A 16254-nucleotide genomic window follows, 5' to 3' on the forward strand; every position below is an offset into this window, starting at 1 on the left:
CGTCGAGGGGGCGGCCTCAGCCGTCGACGGTGAGCGCCGACGCGGCCACCACGTCGGGCCCGGACACGGTGCCGTGCACCGTGGCCCACGACCCCTCGGGCGGGACGGCCGACACCCCGGTCACGCCCACCGTGGCGAGGCCGGCACCGCACCACTCGTCGGGCGCGCACATCGGGCCCGTGAGCCCGAACCCGGCGGCGTCCCCGCCCGTCCAGCCGCTGACGACGACCCCGAGGCCGAGCGGCAGGGTCCGCCGACCGAAGTCGTGGACGTGGACGCGGCACCAGGAGGCGCCGAACGCCTGCTCCCACGCGGGGCAGCTCCACGGCGTCGCGGTCGGGCCGGGGCTCGGCGTGGGGGTGGTCGTCGGGGTCGGCGTCACCGTCGGGGTCGGCGTCACCGTCGGTGTCGGCGTGGCGGTGGCCGTGACGGTCGGCGTCGGGGTGCGGGTCGGCTGCGGCTTGCCCTTGGCCGTCGCGACCCCGGCGGCCAGCGAGCTCCCCACCGCCACGGCCACCACGGCGCCGAGCACCCCCGACACGATCCCCGTCGTGCGTCCCATGGCGACCTCCTCCGGCCTCGGCCCGTGAAGGCCACGTCCACGCTAGGGAGCGAGGGCCCGCCCCACCAGAGGGTGGTGATCGGACTGCCTGATCAGCCCGGCACCCCGGGGCGGAGCGCGCGCGCCTCCATGGCAGCATCGGGCCGGTGACCTCAGCCAGCCACCGCGTCGCACCCGCGCCCCGCTGGGTCCTCGTCGCCGCGATCGTCCTCATGGCCGCCAACCTGCGCACCCTGATGGCGAGCCTGCCTCCCCTCGCCGAGAGCGTGCGCGACGACCTCGGGCTGTCGAGCCTGGCGATGGGCGTCCTCACGACGCTGCCGGTCCTGTGCATGGGGCTCCTCGCGCCCGGCGCGGTCCAGGTCGCCCGGCGGGTCGGCCCGTGGGCCGCCGTGGCCAGCGGGGTGGCCTGCGTCCTCGTCGGCCTCGTCCTGCGCGGCTTCGCGGGGAGCTCGGTCCCCGCCCTGTACGCGGGGACGTTCGTCGCCGGAGCCGGCATCGCGCTCACGGGCACGCTGCTGCCGGGGGTCGTCAAGGCGGTCTTCCCGGCCCACCGCTCCGGGCTCGGCACCGGGCTGACGATGGGCTCGATGATGGGCGCCGCGGCCCTCGCCTCGGCCGGCGCGGTCCCGCTCGCCGACGCCCTCGGCGGGTGGAGCGCCTCGATGCTGTCGTGGGCGCCGCTCGCCGGGGTGGGCCTGCTCGCCTGGTTCGCGGTGCGCCGCGGCATCCGGGCGAGCACGACCGCCGACACGGCGTCCGACGGCGGGTCGCACGCGCTGCCGTGGCGCAGCGCCACCGCCTGGCTCCTCGCGGGCTACCTCACCGTGCAGTCCTGGCAGTTCTACTCCTCGCTCGCCTGGCTCGCCCCCACCTACGAGTCCCACGGCTGGACCGCGCGCGACGCCGGCCTCCTCATGGCCGTGTTCACCGGCGCCCAGCTCGTCTCCGGGCTCGTCGCGCCGGCACTGCTCGACAAGGTGCCCGATGCCCGCGTCCTCCTCGTCGTCGCCGGACTGCTCGGCGGGTCGGGCGAGGTCGGGGTCTGGCTGGCGCCCGACGCCGCCCCGTGGGTGTGGGCCCTGCTCCTCGGCGCGGGGCAGGGTGCCGCGTTCGCCCTCGGCCTCGGGCTCCTCGTCCGCTACGCCGTGACGTCACGCGACAGCGCCCGGCTCACCGCCATGTGCTTCCTCGTCAGCTACTCGGTCGCGGCGTTCGGTCCGGCGGCCTCCGGCGCCGTCGAGGACCTCGCGGGTGGGTTCGGGCCGGTCTGGGCCCTCCTCGCGCTCGTCATGGTGCCGCAGCTCCTCGCGGCGCTCCGGCTGGGTCCGTCCCTGGCCCGGGTCGGGTCCGACGGCGGCTGACGTCGTCGTCAGCGCTGCCCCACCACCGGGCGGGTGACGCCGGCCCGGCTCGTGGAGAGCACCGCCGACGCCGCGGCCGCCACGAGCTCCTTCGCCAGGGCGAGGGTGGGCCGGTGGAGCACCTGCAAGGGCGCCCAGCGGTCCTCGACGAGCGGGCGGAACACCGCGCCGGAGTCCTCGGGCACGGTCACGTCCGAGGGCCAGAGCCCGACGAGACCGATGAGCGCCGCCGTCCTCGCCATCGACGGGGAGTCCTCCTCGAGGTGCAGGTCCCTGGGCGCGGGTGCGGCCGGGTGGTCCCGCGCGAGCCAGAAGTGGGCGAAGGCCGGTCCCGCGCCGTCCGGCGGCGCCGCCCGCAGCAGCGGCACGACGTCGTCGAGGTGGAGGGCGCCGCCGGCGGCGAGCGGGTGCGAGCGAGGGAGCATCACCCCCGCCCGGACCTCGCCGACGGTGACGACGACCCGCCCGGCGGCCGGGTCGACCGGCCCGTGGAGCAGGACCGCGTCGACGACCCCGTCGTCGACGACGCTGAGCATCGTGCTGAACCCCACGGGGCGGATCGACACCTCCACGTCGGGCACGGCGGCCTCGAACCCGCGGAAGGCCGACCACGTGCCCGGACCGATCCCGTCCGGCGCGACGCCGACCTGCACGACGGTGGCCGCCGCCCCGTGCCGCGCCCCGGTCTCCAGCGCCGCCAGCGAGCTCAGGGCACGCCGGGCGAGCGGGAGGAGGGCGAGCCCGTCGGGCGTCAGGCGGGTCCCGTCGCGTCCGCGCTCGAAGAGCTCGACCCCCAGGTCGCGCTCGAGGCCGTGGATCTGCGCGGTGAGCGTCGACTGGCTGAGGAACAGCCGGCGGGCGGCCCTGCGGAAGTTCAGCTCCTCGGCGAGCACCGTGAAGGCCTTGACGTGCTCGAGCCGCACCGGCACCACCACCCACCCGGCCACCCGGCCGGCGGCGCACCGGCCCTGACGCCATGGTGCCCCCCGATGTCGCTGACCTGCACCTCGAGCGGCTGAGGAGTCCTCAGGTCGGCCCGGGCGTCACGCGGAGGCAGCGCCCCCGGCACGCTGACGGGCCACGAGGGAGCCGAGGCGGCGTGCCTCGGCCCGTCCGGACTCTCCGTCGGCCCGCTGGATCGCCATGACCGCGAGCTCGTCGTCGTCGACGAGGTCGAGGGTGACCCAGGGGGCGCCGTCGTCGAAGCGGACGTCGGCGACCTCGGCCCACGAGACCCGTCGGGTGACGACGAGGTTGCGCACCGTGAGGCCGTCGGCGTCGGGGACGGCGCGGATGGTCGCGTAGCGCAGGAGGAAGGCGGCGATCGCGGCACCGAAGCCGACGAGGGCGACCTGGTCGGCCGGGCCCCACTCCCGACCACGCCCGAGGAGCACGGCCGACACGACGCACACGGTGAGCGCGACGACCGCCATGACGAGCGGCATGACCCGGCCGCGCCGCGGCCGGAACGGGGCGTCCGGGGCGTGCGGGGCGACCCGGTCGGTCGTCACAGCCGGCAGGCGGCGATGTCGGTGACGAGGATGGCGCGGGCCCCGAGGTCGTAGAGCTCGTCCATCACCGTGTTCGTCCCGGACCGCGGCACCATGGCGCGCACGGCGACCCACTCCGGGTTCTGCAGGGGCGAGACGGTGGGCGACTCGAGGCCCGGCGTGATCGCGCAGGCGCGGTCGACGAGGGACACCGGGACGTCGTAGTCGAGCATGACGTAGTGGCGCGCGGTGATGACGCCGAGGAGGCGCCGGCGCAGCACCTCGACGCCCGCCTTCTCCTCGCTGCCCTCGCGGCGGACGAGCACGGCCTCGCTGCGCAGGATCGGCTCTCCGAAGACCTCGAGGCCCTGCGAGCGCAGCGTCCCGCCGGTCTCGACGACGTCGGCGATGACGTCGGCGACGCCCAGGGTGATCGCCGTCTCGACGGCGCCGTCGAGGCGGGTCACCGAGGCAACGACGCCGTGGTCGGCGAGGTGCTTCTCGACCAGTCCCGGGTAGCTCGTCGCGACGCGGTGGCCGCCGATGTCGGCGAGGGCCGAGGCCGTCCCGGGGCGGGCGGCGTAGCGGAAGGTGGAGGCGCCGAAGCCGAGCCCCATGAGCTCGACGGCGGCCGACCCGGAGTCGAGGAGCAGGTCACGGCCGGTGATCCCGCAGTCGACGGTGCCGGAGCCGACGTAGACGGCGATGTCGCGGGGGCGCAGGTAGAACAGCTCGACGCCGTTGTCGGCGTCGGAGACGACGAGCTCCTTGGGGTCGCGACGGGTGCGGTACCCGGCCTCGCGGAGCATGGCGGCGGCGGGCTCGGACAGCGAGCCCTTGTTGGGGACGGCGATGCGCAGCATGGGTGGATCCTCCGGTCAGAGGTGGCGGTAGACGTCGTCAGGGGTGAGGTCGGCGGCGAGCATCAGCACCTGCAGGTGGTACAGCAGCTGGCTGACCTCCTCGGCGGTGCGCTCGCGCCCCTCGTGCTCGGCCGCCATCCAGACCTCCGCGGCCTCCTCCACGATCTTCTTGCCGATCGCATGGACGCCGGCGTCGAGCGCGGCGACGGTCCCCGAGCCCTCGGGGCGGGTCCGCGCCTTCTCGGCGAGCTCGGCGAACAGGGAGTCGAAGGTCTTCACGTCGGCCAAGTCTAGGAGGCGGTCACCGGGCTCCCGTCGGCCGTCCATGGCCACGGTCGACGAGAGGCCGACAGGATGGCCGACCGGGCGGGCCGCCGGAGGGGTGGCGGGCCCGCCCGGACGGGATCAGGGGGTGCGGACCGGTTCGTCCGCACCGGACTCCACGACCTCGTCGGGCTGCTCCGCGCGGGAGGCGCGGACCCACACGGTGAAGCCGTAGAGCACGAGGCCGCCGTACACCGCGTAGAGGACGGCGGTCGGGTAGTACTGGCTGTGCCAGAGCAGCGGGACGCCGACGAGGTCGACGGCGACCCACATGAGCCAGAAGTCGTTCCAGCCGCGCGCCATCGCGTACGTCGCCATCATCGAGCCGACGAGGATCCACGCGTCGCACCAGAAGTACCAGCGGGGCGCGGGCCACGCGGCGCCGATCCCGGCGAGCGCCCACTGCGCCACGAGGACGAGCCCCACCCACGCGAGGACGTAGCCGATCCGCTCGTGGGCCGTGGCCCACCTCGGGGTGATGGCCGGGGTGTCGTCGGCGGCTCCCGCGGCGAGGCGGGCCTTGCGGTGCTGGTCCCAGCGGTACCAGCCGTAGAGGCTCGTCATGATGAAGAAGACCTGGCGACCGGCCTGCCCGAACAGCGGCGTGCGGGCGGCCTCGTCGAACGTCGCGGAGACGAAGATGAGGAAGAGCAGGAAGTTCCCGACGATGCCGACCGGCCACGCCCAGACGCGCCGCCGCATCCCGAGGATCGCGGAGGCGAAGCCGAAGGCGTTGCCGACGACCTCGATCCACGGCAGCCGGTGGCCACCGATGGTGATGGCCTCGTGCTGCACCCAGGCGAGGAGCTCGCGCAGCGCGTTCACGCCGGCACCACCGTCGCGCCGAGCGGGGCGAGGGGGCGCGGGGCGACGGCGCGCAGCGTGGCGGCGGTCGCGACGGCGGCGGTGGCCGCCTCGTGGCCCTTGTCCTCGCGGGAGCCGGGCAAGCCCGAGCGATCACGGGCCTGGGCGTCGTCGTCGCAGGTGAGGACGCCGAAGCCGACCGGCACCCCGGTGCGCACGGCGACCTCGGTGAGGCCGGCGGTCGCGCTCTGGCACACGTAGTCGAAGTGCGGGGTCCCGCCGCGGACGACGACGCCGAGCGCGACGAGCGCGTCGTGCGTCGGGGCGAGGCGGGCGCAGGCGACCGACAGCTCGACGGTGCCGGGCACCCGGACGACGAGGGGGTCCTCGACGCCGGCCTCGGTGAGGGCGCGCAGCGCGCCGTCGAGCAGGCCGGTCATGACCTCCTCGTGCCACGAGGCGGCGACGACCGCCACGCGCAGGTCGTGGCCCTCGGCCGTGACGGCCGGGGCTCCGTGTCCACTCATCTGGGGTACCTCTCGGAACGGGCTGTGCGAGCTGTGGTCTCGGGGTGGGTCCGCCGCAGGACCGCGTGGGGTGTCATGCGGTGGTGCCGGTGTCGACCGGGTCGAGGACCAGGTCGTGGCCGAGCCGGTCGCGCTTGGTCCGCAGGTAGCCGGCGTTCGTCGACAGCGGCGCGGTGCGCAGCCGCTCGACGGCGACCACCTCGACCCCGAACGAGCGCAGGCCCTCGACCTTGGCGGGGTTGTTCGTCAGGAGCCGGATCCCGTCGACGTCGAGGTCGGCGAGGATGCCGGCAGCGGCGACGTACTCGCGGGCGTCGACCGGCAGCCCGAGCTCGGTCTGGGCGTCGACGGTGTCGAACCCGCGGTCCTGGAGCGCGTAGGCGCGCAGCTTCCCGGCGAGGCCGACACCACGTCCCTCCTGCCCGCGCAGGTAGAGGACGAGGCCGCCCTCGGCCGCGACCCGCTCGAGGGACCGCTCGAGCTGCGGACCGCAGTCGCAGCGCTGGGACCCGAACACGTCGCCCGTGAGGCACTCGCTGTGGACCCGGACGAGCGGAGCCGACCCGGGCACCCCGAGCGGGCTGACGAGGGCGAGGTGCTCGTCGCCGGTGACGGAGTCGAGGTAGCCGAGCGCGCGGAACTCCCCGTGGCGCGTCGGCACGACGGTGTCGGCGACCCGCCGCACGCGGTCGTGGCGCTGCCGCCACGCGACGAGCGCGGCGATGGTGAGGACCGGCAGCCCCTCCCGGGCGCCGAGGGCGAGGACGCCGGGCAGGCGCGTCATCGAGCCGTCGTCCTCGACGAGCTCACCGATGAGCCCGACCGGGGCGAGCCCCGCGAGCCGGCAGAGGTCGACGGCGGCCTCGGTGTGCCCGGGGCGGGTGATGACACCTCCCGCGCGGGCCCGCAGCGGGACGACGTGACCGGGGCGGCGCAGGTCGGCCGCGGTCGCGGTCGGGTCGGCGAGGACGCGCGCGGTGAGGGTGCGGTCGGCGGCCGAGATTCCCGTGGTCACGCCGACGGCGGCGTCGACGGTCACGGTGTACGCCGTGCGCAGCGGGTCATGGTTTTCGGGGACCATGAGCGGCAGCCCGAGCCGGTCGGCGACCTCCTCGGTCACCGGCGCGCAGAGGTAGCCCGAGGAGTGGCGCACGGCCCAGGCGGTCCACCGCTCGGTCAGCGTCTCGGCGGCGAGGACGACGTCGCCCTCGTTCTCGCGGTCCTCGTCGTCGACGACGAGGACGGGGCGGCCCTCGCGCAGGGCGTCGAGCGCCTCCTCGACGGTGGCGAGACGGGTGGTGTCGTTCATGCCGTGGCCTCCTTGGGGGCGAGCGGGGCCGCGAGCCGGGTCGCGAGCAGCCGTTCGACGTACTTGGCCAGGACGTCGACCTCGAGGTTGACGGGGTCGCCGACCGCCTTCGTGCCGAGGGTCGTGAGGTCGAGGGTCGTCGGGATGAGCGAGACGGAGAACGCGTCGTCGGTGACGTCGACGACGGTGAGCGAGACGCCGTCGACCGTGATCGAGCCCTTCTCGACGAGGTAGGGCGCGAGGTCGGCCGGGAGCGTGAAGCGGACGACCTCCCAGCGCTCGCCCGGCTCGCGGGCGGTGATCGTCCCCGTGCCGTCGACGTGGCCCTGGACGACGTGCCCGCCGAAGCGCGAGGACGCGGCCATCGCCCGCTCGAGGTTGACCCGGTCCCCGGGGCGCAGGACGCCGAGGCTCGTGCGGTGCAGCGTCTCGGCCATGACGTCGACGGTGAACTCGCCCGCGCCGTGCTCGGTGACGGTGAGGCAGACGCCGTTGACGGCGATGGAGGCCCCGTGCTCGGCGTCGGAGGTGACGAGCGGGCCGTGCACGGTGAGGCGGGCGCTGTCGGACCCGAGCTCGAGCGCGGTGACGGTGCCGAGCTCCTCGACGATTCCGGTGAACATGGCTCAGGTCCTCACTGGTCGGGCGGTGATCCGGACGTCGCCGCCGAGCACGGTGACGTCGGTGGTCTCGAGGCGGACGGCGTCGCCGATCGTCGTGATGCCGAGGTCGCCGACGGCACCGGGGCCCGCACCGAGCAGGGTCGGCGCGAGGTAGGCGACGACCTCGTCGACGAGTCCCGCGCGCAGGAACGCCGCGGCGAGGGTGGCGCCACCCTCGAGGAGGACGTGGTGGACCCCGCGCGCCGTGAGCGCCGCCAGGACCTCGGCGGGGTCGTGGCTCGCGACGACGAGGGTCTCGGCACCGCCGTCGAGGAGGCGGGCGTCATCAGGGAGGGCACGGGTGCCGGCGACGACGCGCAGCGGCTGGCGCGCCGCGGGGGCGCCGTCGGCGTCGCGGACGGTGAGGGCGGGGTCGTCGGCGAGGGCGGTCCCCGTGCCCACGAGGACGGCGCCGACGCGCGCCCGCAGCGCGTGGACGTCGGCGCGGGCGGCCTCGCCGGTGATCCAGCGGCTCGAGCCGTCGGCGGCGGCGGTCCGACCGTCGAGGGTCGTCGCGGTCTTCCAGGTGACCCACGGGCGGCCGGTGCGGCGGGCGTGCAGCCAGGTCGCGTTGAGGTCCTCCGCGGCGGCGCGCAGGGCGGGGTCGTCCTCGAGGGCGACGTCGACCCCGGCGGCCGCGAGGTGGGCCGCTCCCCCGGCGGCGGCGACGTCGGGGTCGGCGAGCGCGTAGCGGACGCGGGCCACGCCGGCGTCGAGCAGCGCCCGGGTGCAGGGCCCGGTACGGCCGGTGTGGTCGCACGGCTCGAGGGTGACGAGCGCGGTGCCACCGCGCGCGAGGCCGCCGGTGCGGGCCAGCGCGTCGACCTCGGCGTGGGCGGTCCCGGCGCCCCGGTGGTGGCCGGTGCCCACGACGCGGCCGTCGCGGTCGATGACGACGCAGCCGACACGGGGGTTGGGGTCGGCCTCCGGGCCGAGGCGCGCGGCATCGAGCGCCCGCTGCATCAGCGCGGTGTGCTCGTCCATGGGTCCTGCCCTCGTGCCTCGAACCGGTCAGTGCGGTCGGGCTCCGGGCGGAGGGTCGACGTGGGACGGGTACCCCGAGGGGCACGCCGTCGCATCGGCCGCCGACGACGGCCCGAGGGCCTTCGTCGACACGTGCTGCCTCCCATCCGGACTCTCACCGTCGGTCCCGGAGTTTCACCGGGTCAACCGGCCGCTGGCTGCGGTCGGGTCGTGGACTGTCACCACCGGTTCGGAATTGCACCGACCCCGGAGCACGTACCCGGCCAGTATGCACCCGGGCCCCCGGGTCGGACCATGCTCGTCCGGCGTGCGATCGCCCACACCGGGTCCGGAAACTGCGTGGCGCCATCGGCCGGTGGGTGCTCCCATTGCTGCCGTGCCCGTCGTCACCGAGAGCTCCTGGCGCGCGCTGGCCCGGTCCAGCCCGTGGCGCTGGCGCACGCTCTCCTTCGACCTGCACCGGCGGCCGCTCCACGGACCCGACCACTCGGTGCGGGCGACCGTCGCGCGACCGGGACGGCTCGTCGTCGTGTCGCCGTCGGGCGAGGTCGACGACCGGTTCGAGGCTCGGCCGGAGGCGCAGGTGGTCGGTGGGCCGGGCGGCGGGGCGGCCGTCCCGCTGCCCTACGCGTGGGAGCGGCGCCCCGTCCTCGACGGCCTCGGCCTCGTCGCCGTCCGTGACCGCTGGTCCACCGCCGACGACCCGATGTGGCAGGACTACCAGTTCGTCGCGATGCTCGACCCCGTCGAGCTCGCCGACGCGTCGCCGCCGGACGACGTCGAGTGGCTGCCCGACGACCCGCGCCCGCCGGCGCTCGAGGTCCACCACCTCGAGGAGTCGAGGCGCCACGGTCGGGGGACGTGGTGGGCGGAGGTGTCCCCGCTGCGGGGGTACGACCCGCGGTGCTCGTGCTGCCCGCTGCTGTTCGGCCGGGTCAGCGAGGCCCTCGACGCGGCGATCCGCGGCGCGGCGGAGCCGGAGGAGTCCTCGGCGTTCGCGTCGCGCTACCTCGTCGCCCTCGACGTCGGGACCGGGGTGTGCGTGCACGTCGAGCACCTCGACGGCGACTTCGCCGGTCGCGGGTTCTCCCTCGACGTCCTCGGCGTCGACGACGAGGTCGTCCTCCCCGACCGCTGAGCCGTCGGCGCGGGCACCCGGGCGGCCGGGCCGCCTGCTCGAGGTGACAGGCGCCCCGGATCCCGTCGGGTCTCACCTCGGACGAGCCGCCCTCCGGCTGGTTCGAGGTATCGCGGCGGCATCAAGGACGGCTGGATCACCTCGAACGGAGAACGAGCGGACGAGGGCCGCCGCCCCGCCGCGGTCGGACACCACCTCCGACCAGCCGCCCTCAGGCTGGTTCGAGGTATTGCAGCGGCATGAAGCACGGCTGCATTACCTCGAACGGAGGACGAGCGGACGAGGGCCGCCCCCCCTCGTCGCGGTCGGACACCACCTCGAACCAGCTGCCCTCCGGCCGGTTCGAGGTATCGCGGCGGCATGAAGGACGGCTGCATTACCTCGAACGGAGGACGAGCGGACGAGGGCCGCCGCCCTCGCCGCGGTCGGACACCACCTCGAACCTGCCCCCTCCGGCTGCTTCGAAGTATTGCAGCGGCATCAAGGGCGGCTGCATTACCTCCAACGGAGGACGAGCGGACGAGGGCCGCCGCCTCGCTCGTCGCTCGACCCCGGTTCCGTGCGCTCCACCCGGGTTCTAAACCGGGGTGGAGTGCACCAGTTCGGGGTAACCCCGAAATGGTGCAGCGGCGGCGGGGCCCTGGGGCAGGGGCGGCAGGTGGCCCTAGGGCAGGGGCGGCGGAGGGCGGCGGCGGGCGGGCGGATCAGGGGTCGACGACGAGGCCGATGGCGCGCAGGATGCCTCCGGCGCCGGGGGCGTCGACGCGCAGGCCGCGGACCCGGTTGTCGGCGGGGTCGAACGCGTACCCGAGTGAGCCAACGAGGGACGCCTCGCGCAGGTCGGTGCCCACGAGGGTCGCGCCGGTGAGGTCACAGCGGAGCAGCTCGGCGCGCTGGAGGTCGGCACCACCGAGGTCGACCTCGCGCATCGAGCAGTCGAGGAAGCGCGCCCCCGGCAGCTCGGTGTCGCGGAACGAGCCGAGGTCGAGGCGGCACCGCTCCATGTCCCACGGGCGCTGGGAGAGCGGGGCCGCGTCGGCCCGGCTCCACGCGACGGCGAGCGCCTTGCACTCGACGAACCGGCAGTCGGTGAAGCGCGACCCGGCCAGGTCGACCATCGACAGGTTGCAGCCGGTGAAGGTGACCTCGGTGAACCGGCAGCCGCGCAGGACGGCCTTCTCGAGGACGGACCCGTCGAGCCGGCACCCCTCGAGCTCGGCGTTCGCGAGGACGGCGCCGGGCTCGAGCCCCTCGGTGAGGTCGAGGTCGACGGCCCACCCGTCGACCTCCGCGAGCCGGTCGGCGAGGGAGGGCATCAGGCGGGGTGGCGGTGCCGCTCGGCGAGGGCACGCAGCTCGTCGACGGCGGACGCGGCGGACTCCTGCCCGTAGACGGCCGAGCCGGCGACGAAGACGTCGGCGCCGGCCTCGGCGCACTGCTCGATGGTCGCCGCGCTGACGCCGCCGTCGACCTGGATCCACACCTCGCCGCCGTGCCGCCCGACGGCCTCGCGCACCTGGCGCACCTTGGCCATCTGGTCGGCCATGAACGACTGGCCGCCGAAGCCCGGCTCCACGGTCATGACGAGGACCATGTCGACCTCGGGGAGCAGGTCCTCGTAGGGCGCGAAGGCCGTCCCCGGCTTGACGGCGAACGCGGCGCGAGCCCCGGCGGAGCGGATGGCCCGCGCCGTGGCGACGGGGTCGGCGGCGGCCTCGACGTGGAAGGTCACCGACCTCGCGCCGGCCTCGGCGTAGCCCGGCGCCCAGCGGTCGGGGTCGTCGATCATGAGATGGCAGTCGACCGGGACCGGTGAGACGCGCAGCAGGGCCTCGACCACGGGCAGGCCGAGGGTGAGGTTGGGGACGAAGTGGTTGTCCATGACGTCGACGTGCGCCCAGTCGGCGTTGGCGATGGCCTTCAGCTCGCGCTCGAGGTTGGCGAAGTCGGCGGAGAGGATCGACGGGGAGATCTGCACGGGTCGACCCTAGCGAGCGCCGCCGGGGCGGCCGGTCAGGCCCTCTTGCGCAGCAGCGCGAGGAACATCGCGTCGGTGCCGTGGACGTGCGGCCACAGCTGGACGTACGGGCCGTCGCCGAGGTCGGGCACGGGGCTGCCGTCGGGGCGGACGAAGAGTGGCCGGGCGTCGACGACCTCGATGTCGGAGCGCTTCTTGAGGACGTCGCCGACGACGAAGCGGGTCTCGGCGAGGTGCGGGCTGCACGTCGCGTAGCCGACGACCCCACCCGGCGCCACGGCGTCGAGGGCCGAGGCGAGGAGGTCGCGCTGCAGCGGGGCGAGGCCGGTGACGTCCGAGGGCTGGCGGCGCCACCGGGCCTCGGGCCGGCGGCGCAGCGCCCCGAGCCCGGTGCACGGGGCGTCGACGAGCACCCGGGCGAAGGCCTCGGGCTCGTCCTCGCCGACCTCGCGGCCGTCCGTGGTGACGACGTCGACCCGGCGCCCGAGCTCGTCGGCGCGGCGGCCGAGCGCCGCGAGCGTGGTGCGCACGAGGTCGGCGCGGTGCGGGCTGACCTCGACCGCGGTGAGGTCGGCGCCGGCCTCGACGGCGAGCGCGCCGAGGACGCCGGCCTTGCCCCCGGGTCCGGCGCAGAGGTCGAGCCAGCGGGCGGGGACGTCGGGGCCGACCTCGGCGGCGGCCACCGCGAGGGCGAGGAGCTGCGAGCCCTCGTCCTGGACCGACGCCCTCCCCTGGCGAACGGCGGCGACGCCCCCCGGGTCGCCCGCGTGGAGCACGACCCCGAGGGGCGACAGGGCGCTCGGCTCGGAGTCCGAGGCGTCGAGGAGCTCGTCGACGGTGCTCAGCCCGGGGCGGGCGACAAGGTGCACGCGCGGGGGCACGTTGTCGGCCTCGAGGAGCGCCTCGAGCTCGGCGTCGACGGTCTCGCCCGTCGCGCGGCCGTGGGCGAGGAGCGCGCCGCGCAGGGCGGTCACGACCCACTCGGGATGGCTGTACCGGACCGCGAGCGCCGGGACGCCGCCGCCCTCGGGGACGACCGCGTCCTGCCACTCCTCGATCGTCCGCTCGCTGATCCGGCGCATCACGGCGTTGACGAAGCCCCCGGCGCCGGCGCCCGCGACGACCTTGGACAGGCCGACGGTCTGGTCGGCCGCGGCGTGGGTGGACACCCGCATCCCGAGGAGCTGGTGCGCCCCGAGCCGCAGGACGTCGAGGACCTGCGGGTCGATGCGCGCCGTGGGGCGTCCGGCCGCGTCCGCGATGACGGCGTCGTAGAAGCCCTGCCAGCGGATCGTCCCGAACGCGAGCTCGGTGGCGAACGCGGCGTCGCGCCCGTCGAGGCGGTGCCGGCGCAGGATGTCGGGGAGCTCGAGGTTGGCGTAGCCGCCGTCGGCGACCGACCGCAGGAGGGTGAACGCGGCGAACCGGGTCGGCTCGGCGCGACGCGTGCGCTCGGAGGGCGCGGTGACACTGCGCCGGCGGGGGCCGCGGCGCTCGCCCCGCTGGTCGCCCCGACCGTGCCGGTCCGACCCTCCCGGTCCGCGGTCGTGTCCCTCAGCCATCGAGCCGGTCTCCTGTCGTGGGGCGGACGCCGCGCGCCCAGTCGGCGGCCGGCATCGGGCGCTTGCCGAGCGGGCCGACCTCGCGCAGCTCCACGGGCCCGGACGCGGTGCCGACGTGGACCGCGCGCTTGGACACGTGCAGCTCGCCGGGCGCGAGGGTGGCACCGTCCTCGGGACCGGGGCCCCGGACCCCGACCGGTCCGACCTTGAGCCGCTCGCCCCGGAACGTCGTCCAGGCACCGGGAGCGGGTGTGCACCCGCGGACGTGGCGGTCGACGACGTGGGCCGGGAGATCCCAGCGGACCCGCGCCTCGTCGGTCGTCAGCTTCGGCGCCAGGCTCACCCCGTCCTCGGGCTGCGGGACACCGTGCAGCGCTCCGTCCTCGAGGCCGTCGAGGGTCGCCACGAGCAGGCCGGCGCCGGCGTGGGCCAGGCGGTCGAGCAGGGTGCCCGCGGTGTCGTCGGGGCGCACGGTCTCGGTGAGGGTGCCGAGGACCGGCCCGGTGTCGAGGCCCTCCTCGAGGAGGAAGGTGCTCGCGCCCGTGACGTCGTCGCCGGCCATGATGGCGCGCTGCACGGGAGCGGCACCGCGCCAGGCGGGCAGCAGCGAGAAGTGGAGGTTGACCCACCCGTGGCGCGGGACGTCGAGGACCGCCCGGGGCACGAGGGCGCCGTACGCGACGACGGGGCAGCAGTCGGGCTCGAGGGAGCGCAGGGTGTCGAGGAATCCGGGGTCGCGGGGGGACCCCGGTGCGAGGACCTCGACCCCGGCCGCCGTCGCGACCTCCTTGACCGGCGACGGCGCGAGGGTGCGACCCCGGCCGGAGCGGGCGTCGGGGCGGGTGACGACGGCGACGACCTCGTGGTGAGAGGCGAGCAGGGCCTGCAGCGACGGGACGGCCGTCTCGGGGGTGCCGGCGACGACGAGGCGCACTCACGGCCTCCCGAGGGCGCCGGCGTGCGGGCTGACCCGCACGACCGGGCGGGTGGCGCCCCAGTCGGCCTCGCGGACCAGGCGCATGGCCTCCTTGCGCTGCTCGGTGTCGAGCCGGTCGACGAAGAGGATGCCGTCGAGGTGGTCGGTCTCGTGCTGGACGGCCCGCGCGAGGAGGTGGGTGCCCTCGACGGTCACCGGCTCGCCGTGCATCGACCAGCCGCGGGCGACGACCTCGACCGAGCGCGGGGTCTCGAAGCGCAGCCCGGGGAACGACAGGCAGCCCTCCGGACCGAGCTCCTCCTCGTCGCCGAGGGTGAGGTCGGGGTTGACGAGGTGCCCGATGACGCCGTCGACGTGGTAGGTGAAGACCCGCAGGCCGACGCCGAGCTGGGGCGCGGCGAGCCCGGCGCCCCCGGCGTCGAGCATCGTGTCGGTGAGGTCGCCGACGAGGCGGCGCAGCTCGGCGTCGAAGTCGACGACCGGCGTGGCGGCGGTCCGCAGCACGGGGTCGCCGAAGAGGCGGATCGGGGTGACGCTCACCCTCGGGAGTCTAGGTGCCGGTGACATCCGAGCCGTTCGCAGCGATAATCGGCGCATGTCCGCACGACCGCGGCCCCCGACGTCTCCCGCGTCCGCCGCGATCGCTGTGACGGCCGTGGCGGTCACCGCCGGCACCCTCGCCACCCGTGCCGTCGTCGGGGTCACGCCGCAGACCTCCCTGGTCGTCCTTGCCACCTCCCTCGCCTGCGGCGCCCTGCTGGTCCGGACCCGGGCGTCCGTCGGCCTCGCGTGGGCCTCGTGGTCGCGTGCGCTCGCCGTCCTCGCCTTCCTCGTCCTCGCCTACCCCGGCCTCTGGGCGCTCGCGTCGACGACGTCGCACCTCGCCCCCGGCTCCGTGGCGGCATGGGCCACGGCCGTCGTCGCAACCACAGGGCACCTGCCCCTCGTCGGGTCCTTCTCGCTGCTCCCGCTGCTCGCGGCGAGGTACCTCGGCCGGGGCGCGGGCTGGGCGCCGATCGCGGTCGTCGTGGGGACGGGGACGACGGCAGCGGTGATGTTCGCGCTCTTCTACGGTGACTTCGCGCCGTTCGCGGCCCGGGCCCTCGTCCCTTGGCCGCCGGGCGAGGCCCTCGGCGCGGGGGTCAACGTCGCCTTCCTCACCACCGTCGTCCTCGGCGTCTGGGTTCCGGCGCGCAGGGCCGCTCAAGAGGACGGCGATGCCGCCCGACGCCTCGCCCTCGTCGCCGCGACCTCGCTCAGCGGGACCGTCCTCGTCATGGTGTGCGGGGCCGCGGGATCCGTCGGCGGGACCGGCGTCGTCCTCGTCCTCCTGGCGATGATGGCGGCGGTGAGCGTCCTGGCCGTCGGGTGCACTCGCGCCCTCACCGTGGCGTTTCCGGCCCAGCCGGCGTCCGACGGGTCGGGTGCCGCCGCGGTCGCTCCAGCTCCTCGGTCCGGCCGGCTCACCCGGCGAGAGGACGAGGTCCTCGCCCTCCTCGCTGAGGGCCTGTCCAATGCCGGCATCGCGGCACGGCTCGTCGTGTCCGAGAGAACCGTGGACGCCCACCTCCGCTCCGTCTTCGCCAAGCTCGACCTTCCTGAGGGACCGGAACAGAACCGGAGGGTCCACGCCGCGCTGGTCCACCGCGAAGCGCGGTCGGCGGCGAACGGGGCGGGTTTAGGCGAAAGGGCCGATGCCCCCGGGGGCACGCGCTCCTAGCGTTCCGGGGACCCCGTCAGCACCGTCAAG

General features: G+C 75.6%; 18 protein-coding genes and 1 riboswitch. Of the genes, 3 read left to right on the plus strand and 15 right to left on the minus strand.

What is annotated here, in order from left to right:
* Positions 1-16 precede the first annotated feature (16 nt).
* Entirely contained in the window at positions 17-562 is a 546-nt protein-coding gene (locus tag ACFWN3_RS01900) for a hypothetical protein (RefSeq protein ID WP_377642879.1), read from the minus strand.
* Positions 563-708: 146 nt separating this feature from the next.
* Between ACFWN3_RS01900 and ACFWN3_RS01905 the strand changes: the two genes are divergently transcribed.
* Positions 709-1926 carry a CynX/NimT family MFS transporter gene (locus ACFWN3_RS01905; protein ID WP_377642881.1) on the plus strand — a complete coding sequence of 406 codons (1218 nt, stop codon included), beginning with the start codon at positions 709-711 and terminating at the stop codon, positions 1924-1926.
* Between the two features lie 8 nt (positions 1927-1934).
* Here ACFWN3_RS01905 and ACFWN3_RS01910 read toward each other — a convergent pair whose 3' ends face one another.
* From ACFWN3_RS01910 to ribD, 9 genes are all read right to left on the minus strand, one after another.
* On the minus strand, positions 1935-2849 hold the full coding sequence (locus ACFWN3_RS01910) for a LysR family transcriptional regulator (protein ID WP_377642883.1): 915 nt from the start codon (positions 2847-2849) through the stop codon (positions 1935-1937).
* 120 nt (positions 2850-2969) lie between these two features.
* Positions 2970-3437 (minus strand): PH domain-containing protein, encoded by a 468-nt coding sequence (locus ACFWN3_RS01915; protein ID WP_377642885.1) that lies wholly within the window; start codon positions 3435-3437, stop codon positions 2970-2972.
* Positions 3434-4279 (minus strand): ATP phosphoribosyltransferase, encoded by an 846-nt coding sequence (gene hisG / locus ACFWN3_RS01920; protein ID WP_377642887.1) that lies wholly within the window; start codon positions 4277-4279, stop codon positions 3434-3436. The genes ACFWN3_RS01915 and hisG overlap by 4 nt, the downstream gene beginning before the upstream one ends.
* 15 nt (positions 4280-4294) lie before the next feature.
* Positions 4295-4558 carry a phosphoribosyl-ATP diphosphatase gene (locus ACFWN3_RS01925; RefSeq protein WP_377642889.1) on the minus strand — a complete coding sequence of 88 codons (264 nt, stop codon included), beginning with the start codon at positions 4556-4558 and terminating at the stop codon, positions 4295-4297.
* Positions 4559-4684: 126 nt separating this feature from the next.
* Complete coding sequence (gene pnuC, locus ACFWN3_RS01930) at positions 4685-5419, minus strand: nicotinamide riboside transporter PnuC (RefSeq protein WP_377645499.1); 735 nt, start codon at positions 5417-5419, stop codon at positions 4685-4687.
* Positions 5420-5424: 5 nt separating this feature from the next.
* Positions 5425-5934 (minus strand): 6,7-dimethyl-8-ribityllumazine synthase, encoded by a 510-nt coding sequence (ribH, locus tag ACFWN3_RS01935; RefSeq protein ID WP_377642891.1) that lies wholly within the window; start codon positions 5932-5934, stop codon positions 5425-5427.
* Positions 5935-6007: 73 nt separating this feature from the next.
* Complete coding sequence (gene ribB / locus ACFWN3_RS01940) at positions 6008-7243, minus strand: 3,4-dihydroxy-2-butanone-4-phosphate synthase (protein ID WP_377642893.1); 1236 nt, start codon at positions 7241-7243, stop codon at positions 6008-6010.
* Positions 7240-7866 carry a riboflavin synthase gene (locus ACFWN3_RS01945; protein WP_377642895.1) on the minus strand — a complete coding sequence of 209 codons (627 nt, stop codon included), beginning with the start codon at positions 7864-7866 and terminating at the stop codon, positions 7240-7242. Before ACFWN3_RS01945 ends, ribB begins: the two co-directional genes overlap by 4 nt.
* Before the next feature lie 3 nt (positions 7867-7869).
* Positions 7870-8889 (minus strand): bifunctional diaminohydroxyphosphoribosylaminopyrimidine deaminase/5-amino-6-(5-phosphoribosylamino)uracil reductase RibD, encoded by a 1020-nt coding sequence (ribD, locus tag ACFWN3_RS01950; protein WP_377642897.1) that lies wholly within the window; start codon positions 8887-8889, stop codon positions 7870-7872.
* Between the two features lie 128 nt (positions 8890-9017).
* A riboswitch (FMN riboswitch) is annotated at positions 9018-9148 on the minus strand.
* Positions 9149-9265: 117 nt separating this feature from the next.
* Between ribD and ACFWN3_RS01955 the strand changes: the two genes are divergently transcribed.
* Complete coding sequence (locus ACFWN3_RS01955) at positions 9266-10027, plus strand: hypothetical protein (RefSeq protein ID WP_377642899.1); 762 nt, start codon at positions 9266-9268, stop codon at positions 10025-10027.
* A gap of 704 nt (positions 10028-10731) precedes the next feature.
* Here the strand turns inward: ACFWN3_RS01955 and ACFWN3_RS01960 are convergent.
* Genes ACFWN3_RS01960 through def form a run of 5 tightly spaced genes read right to left on the minus strand, consistent with a single transcriptional unit; the run spans position 10732 to position 15044 of the window.
* On the minus strand, positions 10732-11343 hold the full coding sequence (locus ACFWN3_RS01960) for a pentapeptide repeat-containing protein (protein WP_377642901.1): 612 nt from the start codon (positions 11341-11343) through the stop codon (positions 10732-10734).
* Positions 11343-12005 (minus strand): ribulose-phosphate 3-epimerase, encoded by a 663-nt coding sequence (gene rpe, locus ACFWN3_RS01965; protein WP_377642903.1) that lies wholly within the window; start codon positions 12003-12005, stop codon positions 11343-11345. The genes ACFWN3_RS01960 and rpe overlap by 1 nt, the downstream gene beginning before the upstream one ends.
* Before the next feature lie 35 nt (positions 12006-12040).
* Positions 12041-13567, minus strand: a complete 1527-nt coding sequence (locus ACFWN3_RS01970) for an RsmB/NOP family class I SAM-dependent RNA methyltransferase (protein ID WP_377642905.1) — start codon at positions 13565-13567, stop codon at positions 12041-12043.
* Positions 13560-14501, minus strand: a complete 942-nt coding sequence (fmt, locus tag ACFWN3_RS01975) for a methionyl-tRNA formyltransferase (RefSeq protein WP_377642907.1) — start codon at positions 14499-14501, stop codon at positions 13560-13562. The genes ACFWN3_RS01970 and fmt overlap by 8 nt, the downstream gene beginning before the upstream one ends.
* Positions 14502-15044 carry a peptide deformylase gene (gene def, locus ACFWN3_RS01980; RefSeq protein WP_377642909.1) on the minus strand — a complete coding sequence of 181 codons (543 nt, stop codon included), beginning with the start codon at positions 15042-15044 and terminating at the stop codon, positions 14502-14504. It abuts the gene before it with no gap.
* Positions 15045-15099: 55 nt separating this feature from the next.
* Here def and ACFWN3_RS01985 point away from each other — a divergent pair, with 55 nt between their 5' ends.
* Positions 15100-16224 carry a LuxR C-terminal-related transcriptional regulator gene (locus tag ACFWN3_RS01985; RefSeq protein WP_377642911.1) on the plus strand — a complete coding sequence of 375 codons (1125 nt, stop codon included), beginning with the start codon at positions 15100-15102 and terminating at the stop codon, positions 16222-16224.
* The last annotated feature ends 30 nt before the right edge of the window (positions 16225-16254 follow it).

Origin of the sequence: Oryzobacter terrae, from assembly GCF_042756445.1 — a bacterium.
In the GTDB taxonomy this organism is placed as follows: domain Bacteria; phylum Actinomycetota; class Actinomycetes; order Actinomycetales; family Dermatophilaceae; genus Oryzobacter; species Oryzobacter terrae.